Genomic DNA, 15,556 nt, shown 5'->3' with positions numbered 1-15,556 from the left:
GTCTGAAGCGGTCTGTGCTGCGGAAAAAATGGCGCGCAGGCCAAAACGATAATGCCGTATCTGTTCATTCTTCCTCCCGTGAGCGCCCCTGCGAGGAGGCCAGGCATTCCTGCCCTATACCGTCAGGCAATTTAACCGATAACCGTTAGCCTGTCTGCGCTCCCGCTCACCGGCTGCTGTTTCAAACACGCCCATAAAAAAACGCACCCTGAGGTGCGTTTTTCACGTTTATCGACCGGAGGCCGTTATTTGTCGGCGGCGGGCTGCTGCGCCGGCTGCCCCTGCTCCAGATGGGCCAGATCCAGCGCGATATGCACGCTTTCATCCAGATACGGATCCGGTTCCTTGTAGTCTTTCGGCAGGTTGTCGAGCGACTTCAGCGGCTTTTTACCGGCGCGCTGCAGGCGTTCGTTAATCCGCTTCAGGCGCGTGGCATCATCGTCGTGGTTCTCTTTCTCGCGCTGGGCCAGATTGAGCGAGACAATGTTGCGCTTGTCTTTCAGCGCCTTGTAGTGAGCGATATCCTGCGCAATGTACTGGAACTCCGGATCCTTGGCGATGCGCTGCTCGTGGTCCTTCAGCAGTTGCGGTTCAAACGGTTTCAGATCGCCAACCCGGCTGTAGGTGGCAGCGTTAATGCTGTCCCACGGCATCGCATTGTCTTCGAAGCTTTCACCGGTTTCCGCCGGATCGACGCCGGTCGGCATCAGGATATCCGGCGTCACGCCCTTACGCTGGGTGCTGCCGCCGTTGACCCGGTAGAATTTCTGGATGGTGTACTGCACCGATCCCAGCGCCGGCCACTCAGGGCGCAGCATCTGATCGTAGATACGGCTCAGCGAACGGTATTGCTGCACGGTGCCTTTACCGAAGGTCGGCTCGCCGACGATCAGCGCACGGCCGTAGTCCTGCATCGCCGCAGCGAAGATTTCCGACGCCGAGGCGCTGAAACGGTCAACCATCACCACCAGCGGCCCTTTGTAATAGGTCACGCCGTCGGTATCCGCATCTTCACGGATTTTGCCGTTGTTATCACGCACCTGCACCACCGGGCCGCTCGGGATAAACAGGCCGGACAGCGACACCGCCTCGGTCAGCGCGCCGCCGCCGTTGGTGCGCAGGTCGATAACCACGCTCTTGACGTGCTGTTTGGCCATCTTCTGCAGCTGCACCTTGACGTCATCGGTCAGGCCGACGTAGAAGCCGGGAATGTCCAGCACCGCGACTTTCTCTTTGCCGACGGTCTTGATGGTCATTTTCACCGCACGGTCTTCCAGGCGGATGCGTTCACGCGTCAGGGTCACCACGCGGGTTTTGCTGCCCTTGCCGGCCGGCAGAATTTCCAGCCGCACCTTGCTGCCCTTCGGCCCCTTGATCAGGGAAACCACATCGTCCAGGCGCCAGCCGATCACATCGACAATCGGCTTACCGGTCTGGCCGACGCCGACGATGCGGTCGCCGACGGTAATCGACTTGCTTTTCGCCGCCGGGCCGCCCGGCACCATCGAGTTGATCAGGGTGTAATCGTCGTCCATCTGCAGTACCGCGCCGATGCCTTCCAGCGACAGGCTCATTTCAGTGTTGAACTGCTCGGTATTACGCGGCGAGAGGTAGTTGGTATGCGGGTCGATTTCATGCGCAAAGGCATTCATCGCCAGCTGGAACACGTCTTCGCTGTTGCTCTGCGTCAGCCGCTTGATCGCGAACTGATAGCGCTTGGTCAGCGTTTCACGAATTTCCTTATCATTTTTGCCGGCCAGTTTCAGGCTCAGCTCATCGTACTTGACCTTGGCGTCCCACAGGCGGTCAAGTTCGGCGGTATCTTTCGGCCACGGCGCTTTGCTGCGGTCAACGTCGATCGTATCGTTGCCGGTGAAGTTCATCGGTTTGTTCAGCAACGACAGCGCGTAGGTGTAACGCTCGAAGCGGCGTTTCTGCGCCAGGTTGAACAACGCGTATGGCGTGGTCAGCTTGCCGGTCTTCAGCTCTTCGCCGAAGGCGGTGCGCTTATCGGCAAACTGCGCGACATCGGAGGCCAGCAGAACGTTGTGGTTGTAGTCGAGCATGTTCAGGTAGCGATCGAAGATCTTGCCTGAAAACGCCGCGTCCAACGCGAACTGACGATAATGAGAGCGAGTGAAGCGCGCCGTAACGCGCTCACTCACCGTAGCATGCTGCGGTTCCTGATGCAGCTGCGGCAGTTGGTCGATGCGGATGTTGGCGGTATCCGCACCGTAACTGACGCCAGCCCACATCAAGGCAGCGACTGCCGTTAATCTGACAAATTTGTTCATGCCTTAGTTGGCCTCCGTATCAGAACTGCAAGTGTTCTGCGCGCACAATCATCGCCAGACCGGAAGAGAGCTGTACACGTACGCCATCTTTAGCGATTTCGAGTACGGTAGCATCCATCGCGCTCTTGCCTGCTCTGACCTTGATTTCCTGGCCGATCTGCAGTGCGGAGATATCCGTGACGGGTACATGACGCTGCTGACTTTCTTCTTTGGCAGCGCGAGGCTTGCGGGCCTGCTGAGGACGCGGCTTGCGGTTTTCCGGCGCAGCGCCTTCACGACGTGCGGCCGGTTTTTTGCCGGCGGGACGCGGACGGCGCGGCGCAGCGGCATCGCCGGCGGCCTCACGCTTCTTGGCATTCTGTTCGGCACGCTGGGCCTGAACGCGCGCTTTCGCTTCTTCAAGCTGCTGACGCGCATGGTCAACGTGCTGCTGCTCCAGCTCGCCGCACGGGTTGCCGTCCAGGTCAACGCGCTGCGCGCCGACTTTAACGCCGTACAGATAACGCCAGCTGGAGGTATACAAGCGCAGTGCAGAACGCAGTTGCGTTTTGCTCAGGTTTTCTTCCCCCTGTACGCGCTCCACCAGATCCTGAAAAATACCGATTTTGAGCGGACGTGCTTCGCCCTCGGCGCTAAAGCAGAGCGGAAAACGCTCGGCAAGAAAAGCAATAACTTCTTTACTAGAGTTCAACTTAGGTTGATTTTCCATGAAATTTCCTGATTACAACGGTGTTGCCAACAAGCCGCAGGCATGAACAGGCGTCATTATAATGACGCCATCGCTAAATGCCACGTTAACCGTAGATCAACTTGCCGCTACAGTGACGTATTTCGCACAATCGCACTGTTCCAACTGTGCGCAAAGCCCCGCCACCACTGCTTTCAGGCCTGCTTCGTCCTGTTCGTCGAAGCGTTGATAAACTGTGCTGTCGATATCGAGAACGCCGATAACCTGACCGCCGACTTCCAGCGGCAGCACGATTTCAGCGTTGCTGGCGGCGTCACAGGCGATGTGTCCGGGGAACGCATGCACGTCGCCGACGCGCTGCACGGCGTTTTCCGACACCGCGGTGCCGCATACGCCCTTACCTACGGGGATCCGCACGCAGGCGATTTTGCCCTGGAACGGCCCCAGCACCAGCTGCTGACCGTCCATCAGGTAGAAACCGGCCCAGTTCACCGACTCCAGGCGTTCGTTGATCAACGCGCTGGCGTTGGAGAGCGCGGCGATAAAGTTGGTTTCACCATCCAGCAACGCACAGAGATCGCGTTTGAATTCCGCGTAGAATTGTTCTTTTGTCATGTCATAACCATTAAAACGCTGTAGATAACTTTAAGCCCGGGGCTTAACCCCTATAAAATAAGCATTAAATGCGTATAGTCACAAGGTTAATCATCTGTTACTTCACAAAACCCCGTCCGGCAGGGTATGTTTGCCTCGCATAAACCGCGCTTTGCCGCGCTTTTTTATCCCCCGGGCGAAGACAGGGTAATTTTCCAGCTACGCTAAGTAAACCGGCGGGCTTCAGAGCTATTGTTAACGATGAAAATACAGGCAATCACCGCCCCCCTTTCCAAGGCGCGCTACCAGCGCTGTTGCGAATGCGATCTGCTGTTCAGGCTGCCGGCGCTGAACGGCAGTCAGGCGGCCTATTGCCCGCGCTGCAACGCCAAGGTGGTCAACGGGCGCGACTGGTCGATGGCGCGGCTGACGGCCATGGCGGTCACCATGCTGCTGCTGATGCCGTTCGCCTTTGCCGAACCGCTGATCAATATCCGCCTGCTCGGCACCGCGATTCACGCCAGCCTGCTGGAGGGCATCTGGCAGATGAGCCGCCAGGGCGACCCCATTACCGCCAGCATGGTGGCGTTCTGCACCATCGGCGCGCCGTTGACGCTGTCGCTGTCGCTGTTGTACCTGCGCATCGGCCACCGGCTGGGGATGAACCTGCGCCCGGTGCTGCTGATGCTGGAGCGGTTAAAAGAGTGGGTGATGCTGGATATTTATCTGATCGGCATGGCGGTGGCGGCGATTAAAGTCAAAGAGTACGCCGATATCGAAGCCGGCAACGCGCTGCTGGCCTACCTGGCGCTGACGCTGCTCAGCATCCTGACGCTGATTCATATGAATCTGGAGCAGCTGTGGGAGCGTTACTACCCGCAGCAGCAGCCGGAAGGCGCGCCGAGCGCGCTGCACGTCTGCCTCTCCTGCCATTTCACCGGCTATCCGGATACGCGCGGCCGCTGTCCGCGCTGCCATATTCCGATGTGCCGCCGCCAGCCCTACAGCCTGCAGAAGACCTGGGCGGCGCTGATCGCCGCGATGATCCTGCTGCTGCCGGCCAACCTGCTGCCGATCTCCATTATTTACGCCAACGGCGCGCGCATGGAAGACACCATCTTCTCCGGCGTGGTGTCGCTGGCCACCTCCGGCAATATGCCCATCGCCGCGATCGTGTTTATCGCCAGCGTGCTGGTGCCGTTTACCAAGGTGATTGTGCTGATTACGCTGCTGTTCAGCGTACACTTCAAAACCTGCCACAGCCTGAAGACCCGTATTCGCCTGCTGCGGCTGGTGAGGTGGATCGGCCGCTGGTCGATGCTCGATCTGTTTGTTATCGCGTTGATGATGTCGCTGGTCAACCGCGAGCAATTATTGTCATTTACTATGGGACCGGCAGCCTTTTACTTTGGCTCTGCGGTTATTTTAACTATTCTTGCCGTTGAGTGGCTGGATAGCCGACTGATTTGGGATGCACATGCAACAGGAAACGCCGAATACGCCGACTGAAGCGCGGGTTAAAAACAAACGCCGCATTTCACCCTTTTGGTTACTGCCGTTTATCGCTCTGCTGATCGCCGGCTGGCTGGTGTACAACAATTTTCAGGAGCGCGGCACCACCATCACCATCGATTTCCAATCGGCGGCGGGCATCGTCGCCGGCCGTACGCCGGTGCGTTATCAGGGGGTGGACGTCGGCACCGTCCAGTCAATCCGCCTGAGCGAAGATCTGGGCAAAATCGTGGTTGAGGCCAGCATCAAAAGCGAGCTGGAGGACTCCCTGCGCGACGGCACCCAGTTCTGGCTGGTGACGCCGAAAGCCTCGCTGGCCGGCGTTTCCGGGCTGGATGCGCTGGTCGGCGGCAACTATATCGGCATGATGCCGGGCAGCGGCAAGGCGCAGACCCACTTCTCGGCGCTTGATACGCAGCCCAAATACCGTCTCAACACCGGCGAACTGATGATTCACCTGCATGCGGAAGATCTCGGTTCACTGAACACCGGCTCGCTGGTGTACTACCGCAAGATCCCGGCCGGCAAGGTGTATGACTACACCATCGCCGACGGCAACAAAGGCGTCACCATCGATGTGCTGATCGACCGCCGCTTCGCCAACCTGGTGAAAACCGACAGCCGCTTCTGGAACGTCTCCGGCTTTAAGGGCGACTTCAACCTGTCGGGCGCGTCGGTGCAGATGGAGAGCCTGGCGGCGCTGGTCAACGGCGCCATCGCCTTCGACTCGCCGGAAAAAGGTCAGCAGGCCAAGGCCGACCAGAGTTATCAGCTGTACCCCGATCTGGCCCGCAGCCAGCGCGGCGTCAGCATCACGCTGGATCTGCCTAGCGGCAGCAACCTGAGCGCCAACCATACGCCGCTGATCTATCAGGGGCTGCAGGTCGGCACCCTGACCAAGCTGACGCTGCAGCCGGACAATAAGGTGACCGGCGAGCTGACCATCGACCCGTCGGTGGTGGATCTGATGCGCAGCGGCACGCGTATCGCCATGCGCAGCCCGAAAATCAGCCTTAACGACGCCAAACTCAGCCAGCTGCTGACCGGCAATACGCTGGAGCTGATCCCGGGCGACGGCGAGCCGCAGCACCACTTCAACGTGCTCGACAGCAGCGAAACGCTGCTGCAGCAGCCGGGCGTGCTGACCCTGTCGCTGCAGGCGCCGCAAAGTTACGGCATCGACGTCGGCCAGCCGGTGATTATCCACGGCATCAAGGTCGGCCAGGTGCTGAGCCGCAGCCTGACCAACAGCGGCGTCACTTTCCGCGTCGCCGTCGACGCGCAGTACCGCGCGCTGGTGCATAAGGACAGCAAGTTTGTGGTCAACAGCCGGCTGGACGTGAAGCTGGGGCTGGACGGGATGGAAGTGGTCGGCGCCAGCGCGCAGGAGTGGCTGGACGGCGGCATCCGCATTATGCCCGGCAGCCAGGGCGCGCCGGCGGCGCAGTACCCGCTGTACGCCAACAACGACCGGGCCAAGGCCGGCATCACCGGCAACACGCCGACGCCGACCCTGACGCTCACCGCCTCCAGCCTGCCGGACGTGCAAACCGGCTCGGTGGTGCTGTACCGCAAATTCCAGGTCGGCGAAATTCTTGATATCCGCCCGAAGGCCAATGCGTTTGAGGTCGATGTGTATATCGACCCGCAGTACCGCAAGCTGCTGGGCAAACAGACCATTTTCTGGGCCGAAGGCGGCGCCAAAGTCCAGCTGAACGGCAGCGGCCTGACGGTGCAGGCGTCACCGCTGAACCGGGCGCTGAAAGGCGCTATCAGCTTCGATAATCTGCAGGGCGTGGCGCCGGGCAAAGGCGACAAGCGAGTGCTGTACAGCAACGAAACCGCCGCCCGCGCGGTCGGCAGCCAGATCACCCTGCGCACCTACAACGCCAGCAAACTGGCCGCCGGCATGCCGATCCGCTATCTGGGCATTGATATCGGCCAGGTGGAGTCGATGCAGCTGTCGCCTGACCGCACCCAGGTGCTGGCGAAAGCCGTCCTGTATCCGGAATACGTGGAGAACTTCGCCCGCTTCGGCACCCGCTTCTCCATCGTGTCGCCGGAAATTTCCGCCGCCGGGGTCAATAACCTCGATACCCTGCTGCAGCCGTACATCAACGTCGAACCGGGCCGCAGCAGCCGCCCGCTGCGCAGCTTTGAACTGCAGGAAGCCAGCATTACCGATTCACGCTATCAGGACGGGCTGAGCGTGGTGCTCGACGCCGCCGAAACCGGCTCGCTGCAGATCGGCACGCCGGTGCTGTTCCGCGGCGTGGAAGTCGGCACCGTCACCGGGTTCTACCTGGGCGCGATGTCCGACCGGGTGCATGTCGCCCTGCGCGTCAGCAAGAAATATCAGCATCTGGTGCGCAACAACAGCGTGTTCTGGCTGGCCTCCGGCTATAACCTGCAGTTCGGCCTGACCGGCGGCGTCATCAAAAGCGGCACCTTCCAGCAGTTTATCCGCGGCGGCATCGCCTTCGCTACGCCGCCGACCATCCCGCTGGCGCCGAAAGCCGCCGCCGGCAAGCACTTTATGCTGAACGCGGAAGAGCCGAAGGGCTGGCAAGAATGGGGGACCGCCATTCCACGCGATTAATCCTGTCTCACGCGTTTAACCATAACGGGGCCTGAACTATCAGGCCCCGCTTTTTTAGCGCGCTGTGCTACAATTCCTCCTTCCTTCTTATTTTCTCGCAAGAGTTTTCTGTGGTTAAACCTGCTTCCGTAGTTCTGCCGCCGGCGTTTCTCGACGCCACGCGCGCCATCATGCCCGCCGAATTGTCAATGGACGACTTTATCGCCGCCTGTCAACGCCCGTTACGCCGCAGTCTGCGCGTCAATACGCTGAAAATCAGCGTCGCCGATTTTCTGGCGCGGGTAAAAGAGTACGACTGGCAGTTGGAGCCTATCCCCTGGTGCGCCGAGGGCTTCTGGATCGCCCGTGACGATGAAAGCCTGCGGCTGGGCAGCGCGGCCGAACACCTCAGCGGCCTGTTTTATATCCAGGAAGCCAGCTCGATGTTGCCGGTCAGCGCGCTGTTTGCCGGCGATGATGCGCCGACGCGGGTGCTGGACGTCGCCGCCGCGCCGGGCTCAAAAACCACCCAAATCGCCGCGCTGATGCATAATCAGGGCGGCATCGTCGCCAATGAATACGCCGCCAGCCGGGTTAAAGTGCTGCATGCCAATATCAGCCGCTGCGGAGTCAGCAACTGCGCGCTGACCCATTTTGACGGCCGGGTATTCGGCGCTGCGCTGCCGGAAGCCTTTGACGCCATCCTGCTGGACGCCCCCTGCTCCGGCGAAGGCGTGGTGCGCAAAGATCCCGATGCCATGAGCAACTGGTCGCCGGAGAGCGTCACCAGCATCGCCGACACGCAGCGCGAGTTGATCGACAGTGCTTTCCACGCGTTAGCGCCGGGCGGCGTGCTGGTCTACTCCACCTGCACCCTGAATGAACAGGAGAACCAGGCGGTGATCCGCAGCCTGCTGGCCAGCTACGGCGATGCGGTCAGCATCGAGCCGCTGGGCGAACTGTTCCCCGATGCGCAACGGGCGCTGACGGCGGAAGGTTTTCTGCACGTGTTCCCGCAAATCTACGACAGCGAAGGCTTTTTCGTCGCCCGCCTGCGCAAACACCGTTCGGTGCCGCCGCTGGCCAAACCGAGCTATAAGGTGGGCAAGTTCCCCTTTACGCCGATGTCGCGCAAAGACGGCGCGCTGGTGCGTCAGGCCGCCAATGCCGCCGGCTTGAGCTGGGATGACGCCGCCCACGCCCTGTGGACGCGCGACAAAGAGATCTGGCTGTTTCCGACCGCGCTGGAAGCGCTGATCGGCAAAGTGCGCTTTTCACGCATCGGTGTGAAACTGGCCGAGCGCTTCCCCAAAGGCTATCGCTGGCAGCATGAGGCGGCGATCGCGCTGGCGGACGGCCAGGGGCCGCAGGCGTTCGAACTGGATGCCGCGCTGGCGCAGGAGTGGTATCACGGCCGCGATCTGTACCCGGCGGAGCCGCCGCAGGGTGAAGAGTGCATCGTCACCTACCAGCAGCAGCCGCTGGGCATCGCCAAACGCATCGGCAGCCGGATTAAAAACAATCTGCCGCGTGAACTGGTGCGCGATGGCGCGCTCGACTTCCACCAATAGTTCCCTTCCCCAAACCGATGGCGGCCAGCCCGCCGCCATCGCTGCACGCGCGCGGATAAAATTTTTCGGTGACATTTTGTGCAGCCTTGTCTATGCTCATTGATGACGGGCCAACTGGTCGTACCTCCTGCATCTGGCTGAAAAGGAGCATTCATGAGCGTATCCGTAGTGAAAATTGGTAGTTTTGAGGTCGATGACGCCATCCATTCCGCCGCCGAACAGGCGGAAAGCGATGGCCTGCTGACCATTCCGTGCAAGTCGGACCCGGATTTGTGCATGCAACTGGATGGCTGGGACGAACACACCAGCATTCCCGCCACCCTGAACGGTAAACAGCTGTTGCTGTATAAGCAGCATTATGACCGTCAGCAGGACGCCTGGATTATGCGTATCGGCTGAACGGCGGTGCGGTAAGGAAAGTTAAAAACGCGCTGCACGATAAACGCAGCGCGTTTTTTATTTCACCGTGATGGCGCGCCCGGCAAAGAAGCGGCTAAACGTCTCGGGTGACATTGTCACGTCCTCCTGCGTCGCCGGACGATCGCCGGACGGGTTATGGAATTGCAGCTGCCCCGCCGGCGCCGCGGTGATCAGCACCAGGTGCCCGCCGCGCTGCGGCGGCGTCTGCAACGGCTGACGAATGGAAGGATGCACCGACGCGATGATATAGCGCCATTCGGCCAGCAGCGCCGGCAGCTGCTCGGCCGTAATATCGACCTGCACCGCCGCCTGCAGCGCAAACTGTTCGCCCACGTAACGGACAAAAGGCGCGTAAATCAGCCCCTTGATCCCGCCGTCATCCTGCCGCACATAGGCGCCGTAAGGCAGACTGCGGCGCGCCAGCGCCAGCAGTGATGGCGCGCTGCCGTCGCGGTGGCGCAGAATCATGCGCAAACAGGCCATGCCGCACACGTGGTTGGCCCACTCCAGGTATTCCGCCTGCGTCAACGCGCCGCTGGCCGCCCAGTTCGGGTCATCCGCCAATACGGCGCGGCCGGCGATCAGATCGGCCGCCAGCTCCGGCGTGGCCCACTGGCAGCAATAGGGCACCGCTCGCATCGGCCTAAAACGCCTCTACCACGGCAAAATGCATCAGGATCAGCGTCATATCCGGCGTAAACAGATCGTATGCCTCAAAGAAGCGCCGGTGTTCGCGGCGCCAATAGGCCAGCGTACGGTCGCCTTCCCCTTCAGCAAAGGCATGCGCCTCGTCCACCTGATCGTAGCTGCGCACGTCGACCGAGGTCAGCCTGATCGCGCAGGCCGGCTCTCCCCGCCCGTCCACCACCACAAAGATATCGCCGGCCTGAGGAATGCCGTCTTCATCCAGATTGGAGCAGGTGGCGGTTTTAGTGCCATTGAGAATAAGCTGCACCAGCTCATCCGCCAGCGCTTCGTTATCGCCGAACGCCCAGCGCTCCGCATGTTCATACTGTGCCGGTATTGTCTTGGCCATGGTTATCTGCCTGTCAGAAAAGAAGTTAATACGGCGAGCATACTACAAAGCCGCCGGAGCGTCGCCGCTTCCCACCCGCGCCGCCGACCAATCTTTACCTGATATTTACCGAACGCCTCTGTGACTGCCGACTGATGACAGGCATACTGGGGCCTCATTCACGGCCGGCGAATAGCCTAGGCGAGCAGTACCATGAAAGAGTATGACAAAGATCCCGACGATACCTTCAGCGACCTGTTGCAGGCCGTCACGCTGGTTGTACTGGTAGTGGCCGGGCTGGGCATCGGTCTTCTCAGCGTCTGAACTCCGGGAGGCGCCATTGGTCACCAAACGTATGCGCGCCAAGCATGGGAAAGTCCTGCTGGTGCTATTAGGCATCTGTCTGGCCCTGCTGCTGCTGCGCTGGGCGGCGATCGCCTTCGGCTAAGCGGCCGGCAGGCCGGCCGCCTGGTTACTTAGCGCCGTGCAGCGGACGTTCCGGCCGCCGGCTCCAGCAGTTCACGTAAATAGGCCACCCGCGCCTCTCCCTGCGGCAGCCACCAGCGGCAAATCGGATGCCGAACTTCCGCCGCGTTTGATGCGCGGTAATACTCCATCAGTTGGTCCACCAGACTCATCATTTCACCCTCCGCGGTTTGACCCTTTAAGTATTAAGCGGTGAAAGCAGAAGAAATACGGATGGCCTGTTTTTTATACTTCCGGTTTTACGCTTGCCCGCGTGCAGCACTGGCGTCGTCGTCGGTCAACTGCTACATTGAGCAAAAAATCACCGACCGAGGTAAGCGATGAAGTTCTCGGAGCAGGAGATAAAACCCGTTTGGGACGAAGTCGCCCGCCTGATTGGCGACGGCGTGATGCAGCTGCGCCACCGCGGCGAAGCGCTGTCGGTGGAAAGCCTGGCCCAACAGCTGGCGCGCCAGTCGGCGGACAGTCAGGACATTGAGCAGCGTATTCTGTTGGGAGCGGCAATCAATATGCTCAAAGAGGGGAAATGAATCGCCAACCGTATGGCTGGCGACTCGGCAGACGCCCAAGGTATGCAAGCCCAGACGCCTGATAAAAATTATCTCACGAACAATCTGAAAATTTAATCAGAATTATCGGCATTAAGCAGAAAAGCTGATTTTTTTCCTGATTTTACCTCAGCGTGTCAGCCAGCCCAGCAGCAGCGTCGCGCCAATGACCGTTGACGCCCCGCCGATGCGCGTAGCGATCTGCGCAAACGGCATCAGCCCCATGCGGTTCGACGCTGACAAAATCGCCACGTCGCCGGTGCCGCCCAGCCCGCTATGGCAACAGGTGACGATCGCCGCCTCCACCGGAAACATCTTCAGCCGCGGCGCAATCAGGAAGCTCACCAACCCCATCGACAGCACCACCGAGCCGCAGACGACGACGTAGCCGACGGAGAACACCGCCACCACGTTCTCCAGCGGCACGTACAGCATGCCCAGGCCGATCATCAGCGGCCACACCAGCGCGGCGGAAACAAATTTATAAAAACTGTGCGCGCCATTCTCCATGCTGGCGGGAATAATGCGGCAGTATTTGCACAATACCGCAAACAGGATCATCAGCACCGGGCCGGGAATATGCACCAGATGCTCAAACAGCCCGCCGACGATAAAAAAGGCGCAAATCACCAGCAGCCCGCCGCCCATCCAGTGAAAATTCACCGCGCCGCCGCCCTCCTGGCGCGTAAACAGCGCGTTGTCCTGCGCAGAGCGAATCAGCATCCCGTCGCCGCTCAGCGTACGGCGTTGCATGCCGATGCGCGCCAGCACCCCGGCGCTGACGATGGCGAAAATGTTCCCCAGCACCGCCGCCGGCGCCAGCTGCGCCACGTACAGATCCGGCGTGCCGCCCAGAATCGCCGAGTAGGCCAGCGACAGCGGTAAAATCCCCTCACCGATACCGCCGCCGATAATCGGCACGATAATAAAGAAGAAGGTGTGATAGACGCCGTAGCCGAACAGCTGCCCCACCAGCAGGCCGGTCGCCACCGCGCTCAGCGTCCCTGCCAGCAGCGGCACAAACATGCGAATCATCCCCTGGATCAGGATCACCCGGTTCATGCCGAGGATACTGCCGACCACCAGGCTGGCGATCACGAAGTACAGCAGGTTGGCCTCTTTCATCAGCAGATTAACCGTCGCCAGCACATTGGGCTGAAAGGCATTAAAATAGACCAGCACCGACGGCACCATCAGGCATAAAATCGCCGGCCCGCCAATTTCCCGCAATAGCGGAATAGACTTTCCCAAATGCGCCAGTGCAAAACCCAGCGTCATGATCACCGCCAGGCCTCCGATCATATTTTTCGGTAAAAAGTTGGCATAGGCCGAAATGGCAACGATGGCGCAAATAGTGATAAACAGCGCGATCGGCACCGCTCCGATATCCATTCTGCGTATTTTTTGTATTATTCCGGAAGAATCTGATGGTGACGTTTGTCGTTGGTAACCGAGTTGTGCATTTATCTGTTTCATTATTCACCCTGTCCGCAAGTGTCTGATAAACCACGGGCGCACTCCGCCCGCAGGAAAATAATTAATAATTAAAAACATGAGATTACCGCCCGGAACAGCGCGAGGCTCCGGGTTATTGGAGGCAGATAAAACAGTAGACAAGGCCGAAGATATGATAAAAAATAAAAAAGCAGAACAAAATTAACCCGGCTTAATTAAATAGTGTGACACCCCGCTAAGGTTGGCTTTAATTAATTATCGTCAGCATTTTGTAATTAAATTAATCGGGATAATTTTTGCCGTCATGCTATAGGCAACGGCAAACATCTGCGGACTTGCAGAAATAAGAACCGGAAATAGCCCGGCTGAATCCGGTCAGCAAAATAAAACGTCCGCTGTCGTTACGCGCGCAGCCGGACACACTATCACAATACCCCAGGCAGTTGACCCGGCGGTTTACACAACGTCGGCGTCGCACCGAAAGGTATGATAAGGACGTAGACTATGTCTTCAACCGCTGTAACCCCGCAAACCCTTGCCCGCTACGGTATCCATCAGGCCAGCGATATCGTTTACAACCCTGACTATGACCTGCTGTTTAACGAAGAAACCCGCGCCGACCTGCCGCCGCTGGAGCGCGGCACCCTGACCAACCTCGGTGCGGTCGCCGTCGATACCGGCGAGTTTACCGGCCGTTCGCCGAAGGATAAGTATATTGTGCGTGACGACGTCACGCGCGACACCGTCTGGTGGTCAGACAGCGGCACCGGCAAAAACGACAACCAGCCGATGTCGCCGGCGGTCTGGCAGCAGTTGAAAACCCGCGTGGGCGATCAGCTGTCCGGCAAGCGTCTGTTTGTGATTGACGCCTTCTGCGGCGCCAACGCCGACACGCGCCTCAAGGTGCGCTTTATCACCGAGGTCGCCTGGCAGGCGCACTTCGTGAAAAACATGTTTATCCGCCCGAACGATGCCGAGCTGGCGGACTTTGAGCCGGACTTCGTGGTGCTGAACGGCGCCAAATGCACCAATCCGGACTGGCGGCAGCAGGGGCTGCACTCGGAAAACTTCGTCGCCTTCAACCTGACGGAGCGCATGCAGCTGATCGGCGGCACCTGGTACGGCGGCGAAATGAAAAAGGGTATGTTCTCCATCATGAACTACCTGCTGCCGCTGAAGGGTATTGCCTCCATGCACTGCTCGGCCAACGTCGGCGAACAGGGCGACGTGGCGGTCTTCTTCGGCCTGTCCGGCACCGGCAAAACCACGCTGTCCACCGACCCGAAACGCCAGCTGATCGGCGATGACGAACACGGCTGGGACGACGACGGCGTGTTCAACTTCGAAGGCGGCTGCTACGCCAAGACCATCAAGCTGTCGCCGCAGGCCGAGCCGGAAATTTATCAGGCCATTCGCCGCGACGCGCTGCTGGAAAACGTCACGGTGCGCGCCGACGGCAGCATTGATTTCGACGACGGCGCCAAAACCGAGAACACCCGCGTCTCCTACCCGATTTACCATATCGACAACATCGTCACGCCGGTATCCAAGGCCGGCCACGCGCAAAAAATCATCTTCCTGACCGCCGACGCCTTCGGCGTGCTGCCGCCGGTATCACGCCTGACGCCGGAGCAGACGCAGTATCACTTCCTGTCCGGCTTCACCGCCAAACTGGCGGGCACCGAACGCGGCATCACCGAACCGACGCCGACCTTCTCCGCCTGCTTCGGCGCCGCCTTCCTGACGCTGCACCCGACGCAGTACGCCGAAGTGCTGGTGAAACGCATGCAGGCCGCCGGCGCGCAGGCCTATCTGGTGAATACCGGCTGGAACGGCAGCGGCAAGCGTATCTCCATCAAGGATACGCGCGGCATTATTGACGCCATCCTCAACGGCGAGATTGAGCAGGCCGATACCTTCACCCTGCCGATCTTCGGCCTGGCGGTGCCGACCGCGCTGCCGGGCGTCGACCCGGCGATCCTCGACCCGCGCAAAACCTACGCCGACGCGTCATTGTGGCAGGAAAAAGCGCAGGATCTGGCGCAGCGCTTTATCGACAACTTCGCCAAATACACCGTCACCCCGGCGGGAGAACGCCTGCTGGCCGCCGGCCCGCAGCGCTAACGCCGCAGACCTCCACAGGGCGCAGCCACTGCGCCCTTTTTCATCCCCGCCCGCTAGATAAATAAATAAAACTCATACCTCGTTAATCATTTTCCGGCAGACAACCTGCGGCGCACTCCCTAACGTGGTTAACGAGGCGTCAGCAACAATCAACATAATTCATTGATACATATAAATTTAATGCTATAAACATTTAAAACACATCGGCTGACGCTCATCCAATACGTTTCCGGCCTGCGGCCAAAGTTTTAATCCGATCACATATTAATAA

14 protein-coding genes are annotated in these 15,556 nt (G+C 59.7%); 7 read left to right on the top strand and 7 right to left on the bottom strand.

What is annotated here, in order from left to right:
* Window positions 1–245: 245 nt before the first annotated feature.
* The 3 genes from prc to I6G83_RS16725 form a co-directional block, all read right to left on the bottom strand.
* On the bottom strand, window positions 246–2,294 hold the full coding sequence (gene prc, locus I6G83_RS16735; protein ID WP_054307213.1) for a carboxy terminal-processing peptidase: 2,049 nt from the start codon (window positions 2,292–2,294) through the stop codon (window positions 246–248).
* Window positions 2,295–2,313: 19 nt separating this feature from the next.
* On the bottom strand, window positions 2,314–3,003 hold the full coding sequence (proQ, locus tag I6G83_RS16730; protein ID WP_015672066.1) for an RNA chaperone ProQ: 690 nt from the start codon (window positions 3,001–3,003) through the stop codon (window positions 2,314–2,316).
* 96 nt (window positions 3,004–3,099) lie between these two features.
* Window positions 3,100–3,597, bottom strand: coding sequence for a GAF domain-containing protein (locus tag I6G83_RS16725; protein WP_015672065.1), 498 nt, complete (start codon window positions 3,595–3,597; stop codon window positions 3,100–3,102).
* 240 nt (window positions 3,598–3,837) lie between these two features.
* On the opposite strand from I6G83_RS16725, the gene yebS reads away from it, so the two are divergent.
* The 4 genes from yebS to I6G83_RS16705 all read left to right on the top strand — a co-directional run bounded on the left by yebS (window position 3,838) and on the right by I6G83_RS16705 (window position 9,636).
* The gene (gene yebS, locus I6G83_RS16720; protein WP_054307214.1) at window positions 3,838–5,085 is read left to right on the top strand and encodes a membrane integrity lipid transport subunit YebS; all 1,248 of its coding nucleotides are present in this window, start codon (window positions 3,838–3,840) and stop codon (window positions 5,083–5,085) included.
* Window positions 5,054–7,687 carry a PqiB family protein gene (locus tag I6G83_RS16715; protein WP_054307215.1) on the top strand — a complete coding sequence of 878 codons (2,634 nt, stop codon included), beginning with the start codon at window positions 5,054–5,056 and terminating at the stop codon, window positions 7,685–7,687. The genes yebS and I6G83_RS16715 overlap by 32 nt, the downstream gene beginning before the upstream one ends.
* A gap of 110 nt (window positions 7,688–7,797) precedes the next feature.
* On the top strand, window positions 7,798–9,237 hold the full coding sequence (gene rsmF / locus I6G83_RS16710; protein WP_054307216.1) for a 16S rRNA (cytosine(1407)-C(5))-methyltransferase RsmF: 1,440 nt from the start codon (window positions 7,798–7,800) through the stop codon (window positions 9,235–9,237).
* A gap of 153 nt (window positions 9,238–9,390) precedes the next feature.
* The gene (locus tag I6G83_RS16705; protein WP_015672061.1) at window positions 9,391–9,636 is read left to right on the top strand and encodes a DUF1480 family protein; all 246 of its coding nucleotides are present in this window, start codon (window positions 9,391–9,393) and stop codon (window positions 9,634–9,636) included.
* Window positions 9,637–9,693: 57 nt separating this feature from the next.
* On the opposite strand, the gene I6G83_RS16700 is transcribed toward I6G83_RS16705, so the two are convergent.
* Window positions 9,694–10,296: a cysteine peptidase family C39 domain-containing protein gene (locus I6G83_RS16700; protein WP_054307217.1), complete on the bottom strand. Its 603-nt coding sequence runs from the start codon at window positions 10,294–10,296 to the stop codon at window positions 9,694–9,696.
* Window positions 10,297–10,300: 4 nt separating this feature from the next.
* A complete protein-coding gene (locus tag I6G83_RS16695) occupies window positions 10,301–10,693 on the bottom strand; it encodes an ASCH domain-containing protein (RefSeq protein WP_054307218.1) in 393 nt (130 codons plus the stop codon).
* Window positions 10,694–11,012: 319 nt separating this feature from the next.
* Between I6G83_RS16695 and yniD the strand changes: the two genes are divergently transcribed.
* The gene (yniD, locus tag I6G83_RS23590; RefSeq protein ID WP_225365479.1) at window positions 11,013–11,120 is read left to right on the top strand and encodes a small membrane protein YniD; all 108 of its coding nucleotides are present in this window, start codon (window positions 11,013–11,015) and stop codon (window positions 11,118–11,120) included.
* Between the two features lie 28 nt (window positions 11,121–11,148).
* On the opposite strand, the gene I6G83_RS16690 is transcribed toward yniD, so the two are convergent.
* Window positions 11,149–11,313, bottom strand: coding sequence for a hypothetical protein (locus tag I6G83_RS16690; protein WP_156484015.1), 165 nt, complete (start codon window positions 11,311–11,313; stop codon window positions 11,149–11,151).
* Window positions 11,314–11,478: 165 nt separating this feature from the next.
* Between I6G83_RS16690 and I6G83_RS16685 the strand changes: the two genes are divergently transcribed.
* Window positions 11,479–11,688, top strand: a complete 210-nt coding sequence (locus I6G83_RS16685) for a hypothetical protein (protein ID WP_054307219.1) — start codon at window positions 11,479–11,481, stop codon at window positions 11,686–11,688.
* Window positions 11,689–11,835: 147 nt separating this feature from the next.
* On the opposite strand, the gene I6G83_RS16680 is transcribed toward I6G83_RS16685, so the two are convergent.
* A complete protein-coding gene (locus I6G83_RS16680; RefSeq protein ID WP_041411779.1) occupies window positions 11,836–13,182 on the bottom strand; it encodes a 2-hydroxycarboxylate transporter family protein in 1,347 nt (448 codons plus the stop codon).
* A gap of 483 nt (window positions 13,183–13,665) precedes the next feature.
* Between I6G83_RS16680 and pckA the strand changes: the two genes are divergently transcribed.
* The gene (gene pckA, locus I6G83_RS16675) at window positions 13,666–15,285 is read left to right on the top strand and encodes a phosphoenolpyruvate carboxykinase (ATP) (RefSeq protein WP_062778969.1); all 1,620 of its coding nucleotides are present in this window, start codon (window positions 13,666–13,668) and stop codon (window positions 15,283–15,285) included.
* The last annotated feature ends 271 nt before the right edge of the window (window positions 15,286–15,556 follow it).

The sequence above is a fragment of the Serratia rubidaea genome, assembly GCF_016026735.1.
In the GTDB taxonomy this organism is placed as follows: domain Bacteria; phylum Pseudomonadota; class Gammaproteobacteria; order Enterobacterales; family Enterobacteriaceae; genus Serratia_B; species Serratia_B rubidaea.
This window is presented reverse-complemented; position numbering and strand designations above follow the sequence as displayed.

Excerpts from the sequence above, each read along its gene's own strand:
- prc (WP_054307213.1), bottom strand. The coding sequence starts at position 2,294 with ATGAACAAATTTGTCAGATTAACGGCAGTCGCTGCCTTGATGTGGGCT.
- proQ (WP_015672066.1), bottom strand. The coding sequence starts at position 3,003 with ATGGAAAATCAACCTAAGTTGAACTCTAGTAAAGAAGTTATTGCTTTT.
- I6G83_RS16725 (WP_015672065.1), bottom strand. The coding sequence starts at position 3,597 with ATGACAAAAGAACAATTCTACGCGGAATTCAAACGCGATCTCTGTGCG.
- yebS (WP_054307214.1), top strand. The coding sequence starts at position 3,838 with ATGAAAATACAGGCAATCACCGCCCCCCTTTCCAAGGCGCGCTACCAG.
- I6G83_RS16715 (WP_054307215.1), top strand. The coding sequence starts at position 5,054 with ATGCAACAGGAAACGCCGAATACGCCGACTGAAGCGCGGGTTAAAAAC.
- I6G83_RS16705 (WP_015672061.1), top strand. The coding sequence starts at position 9,391 with ATGAGCGTATCCGTAGTGAAAATTGGTAGTTTTGAGGTCGATGACGCC.
- I6G83_RS16700 (WP_054307217.1), bottom strand. The coding sequence starts at position 10,296 with ATGCGAGCGGTGCCCTATTGCTGCCAGTGGGCCACGCCGGAGCTGGCG.
- I6G83_RS16695 (WP_054307218.1), bottom strand. The coding sequence starts at position 10,693 with ATGGCCAAGACAATACCGGCACAGTATGAACATGCGGAGCGCTGGGCG.
- I6G83_RS16690 (WP_156484015.1), bottom strand. The coding sequence starts at position 11,313 with ATGATGAGTCTGGTGGACCAACTGATGGAGTATTACCGCGCATCAAAC.
- I6G83_RS16685 (WP_054307219.1), top strand. The coding sequence starts at position 11,479 with ATGAAGTTCTCGGAGCAGGAGATAAAACCCGTTTGGGACGAAGTCGCC.
- I6G83_RS16680 (WP_041411779.1), bottom strand. The coding sequence starts at position 13,182 with ATGAAACAGATAAATGCACAACTCGGTTACCAACGACAAACGTCACCA.
- pckA (WP_062778969.1), top strand. The coding sequence starts at position 13,666 with ATGTCTTCAACCGCTGTAACCCCGCAAACCCTTGCCCGCTACGGTATC.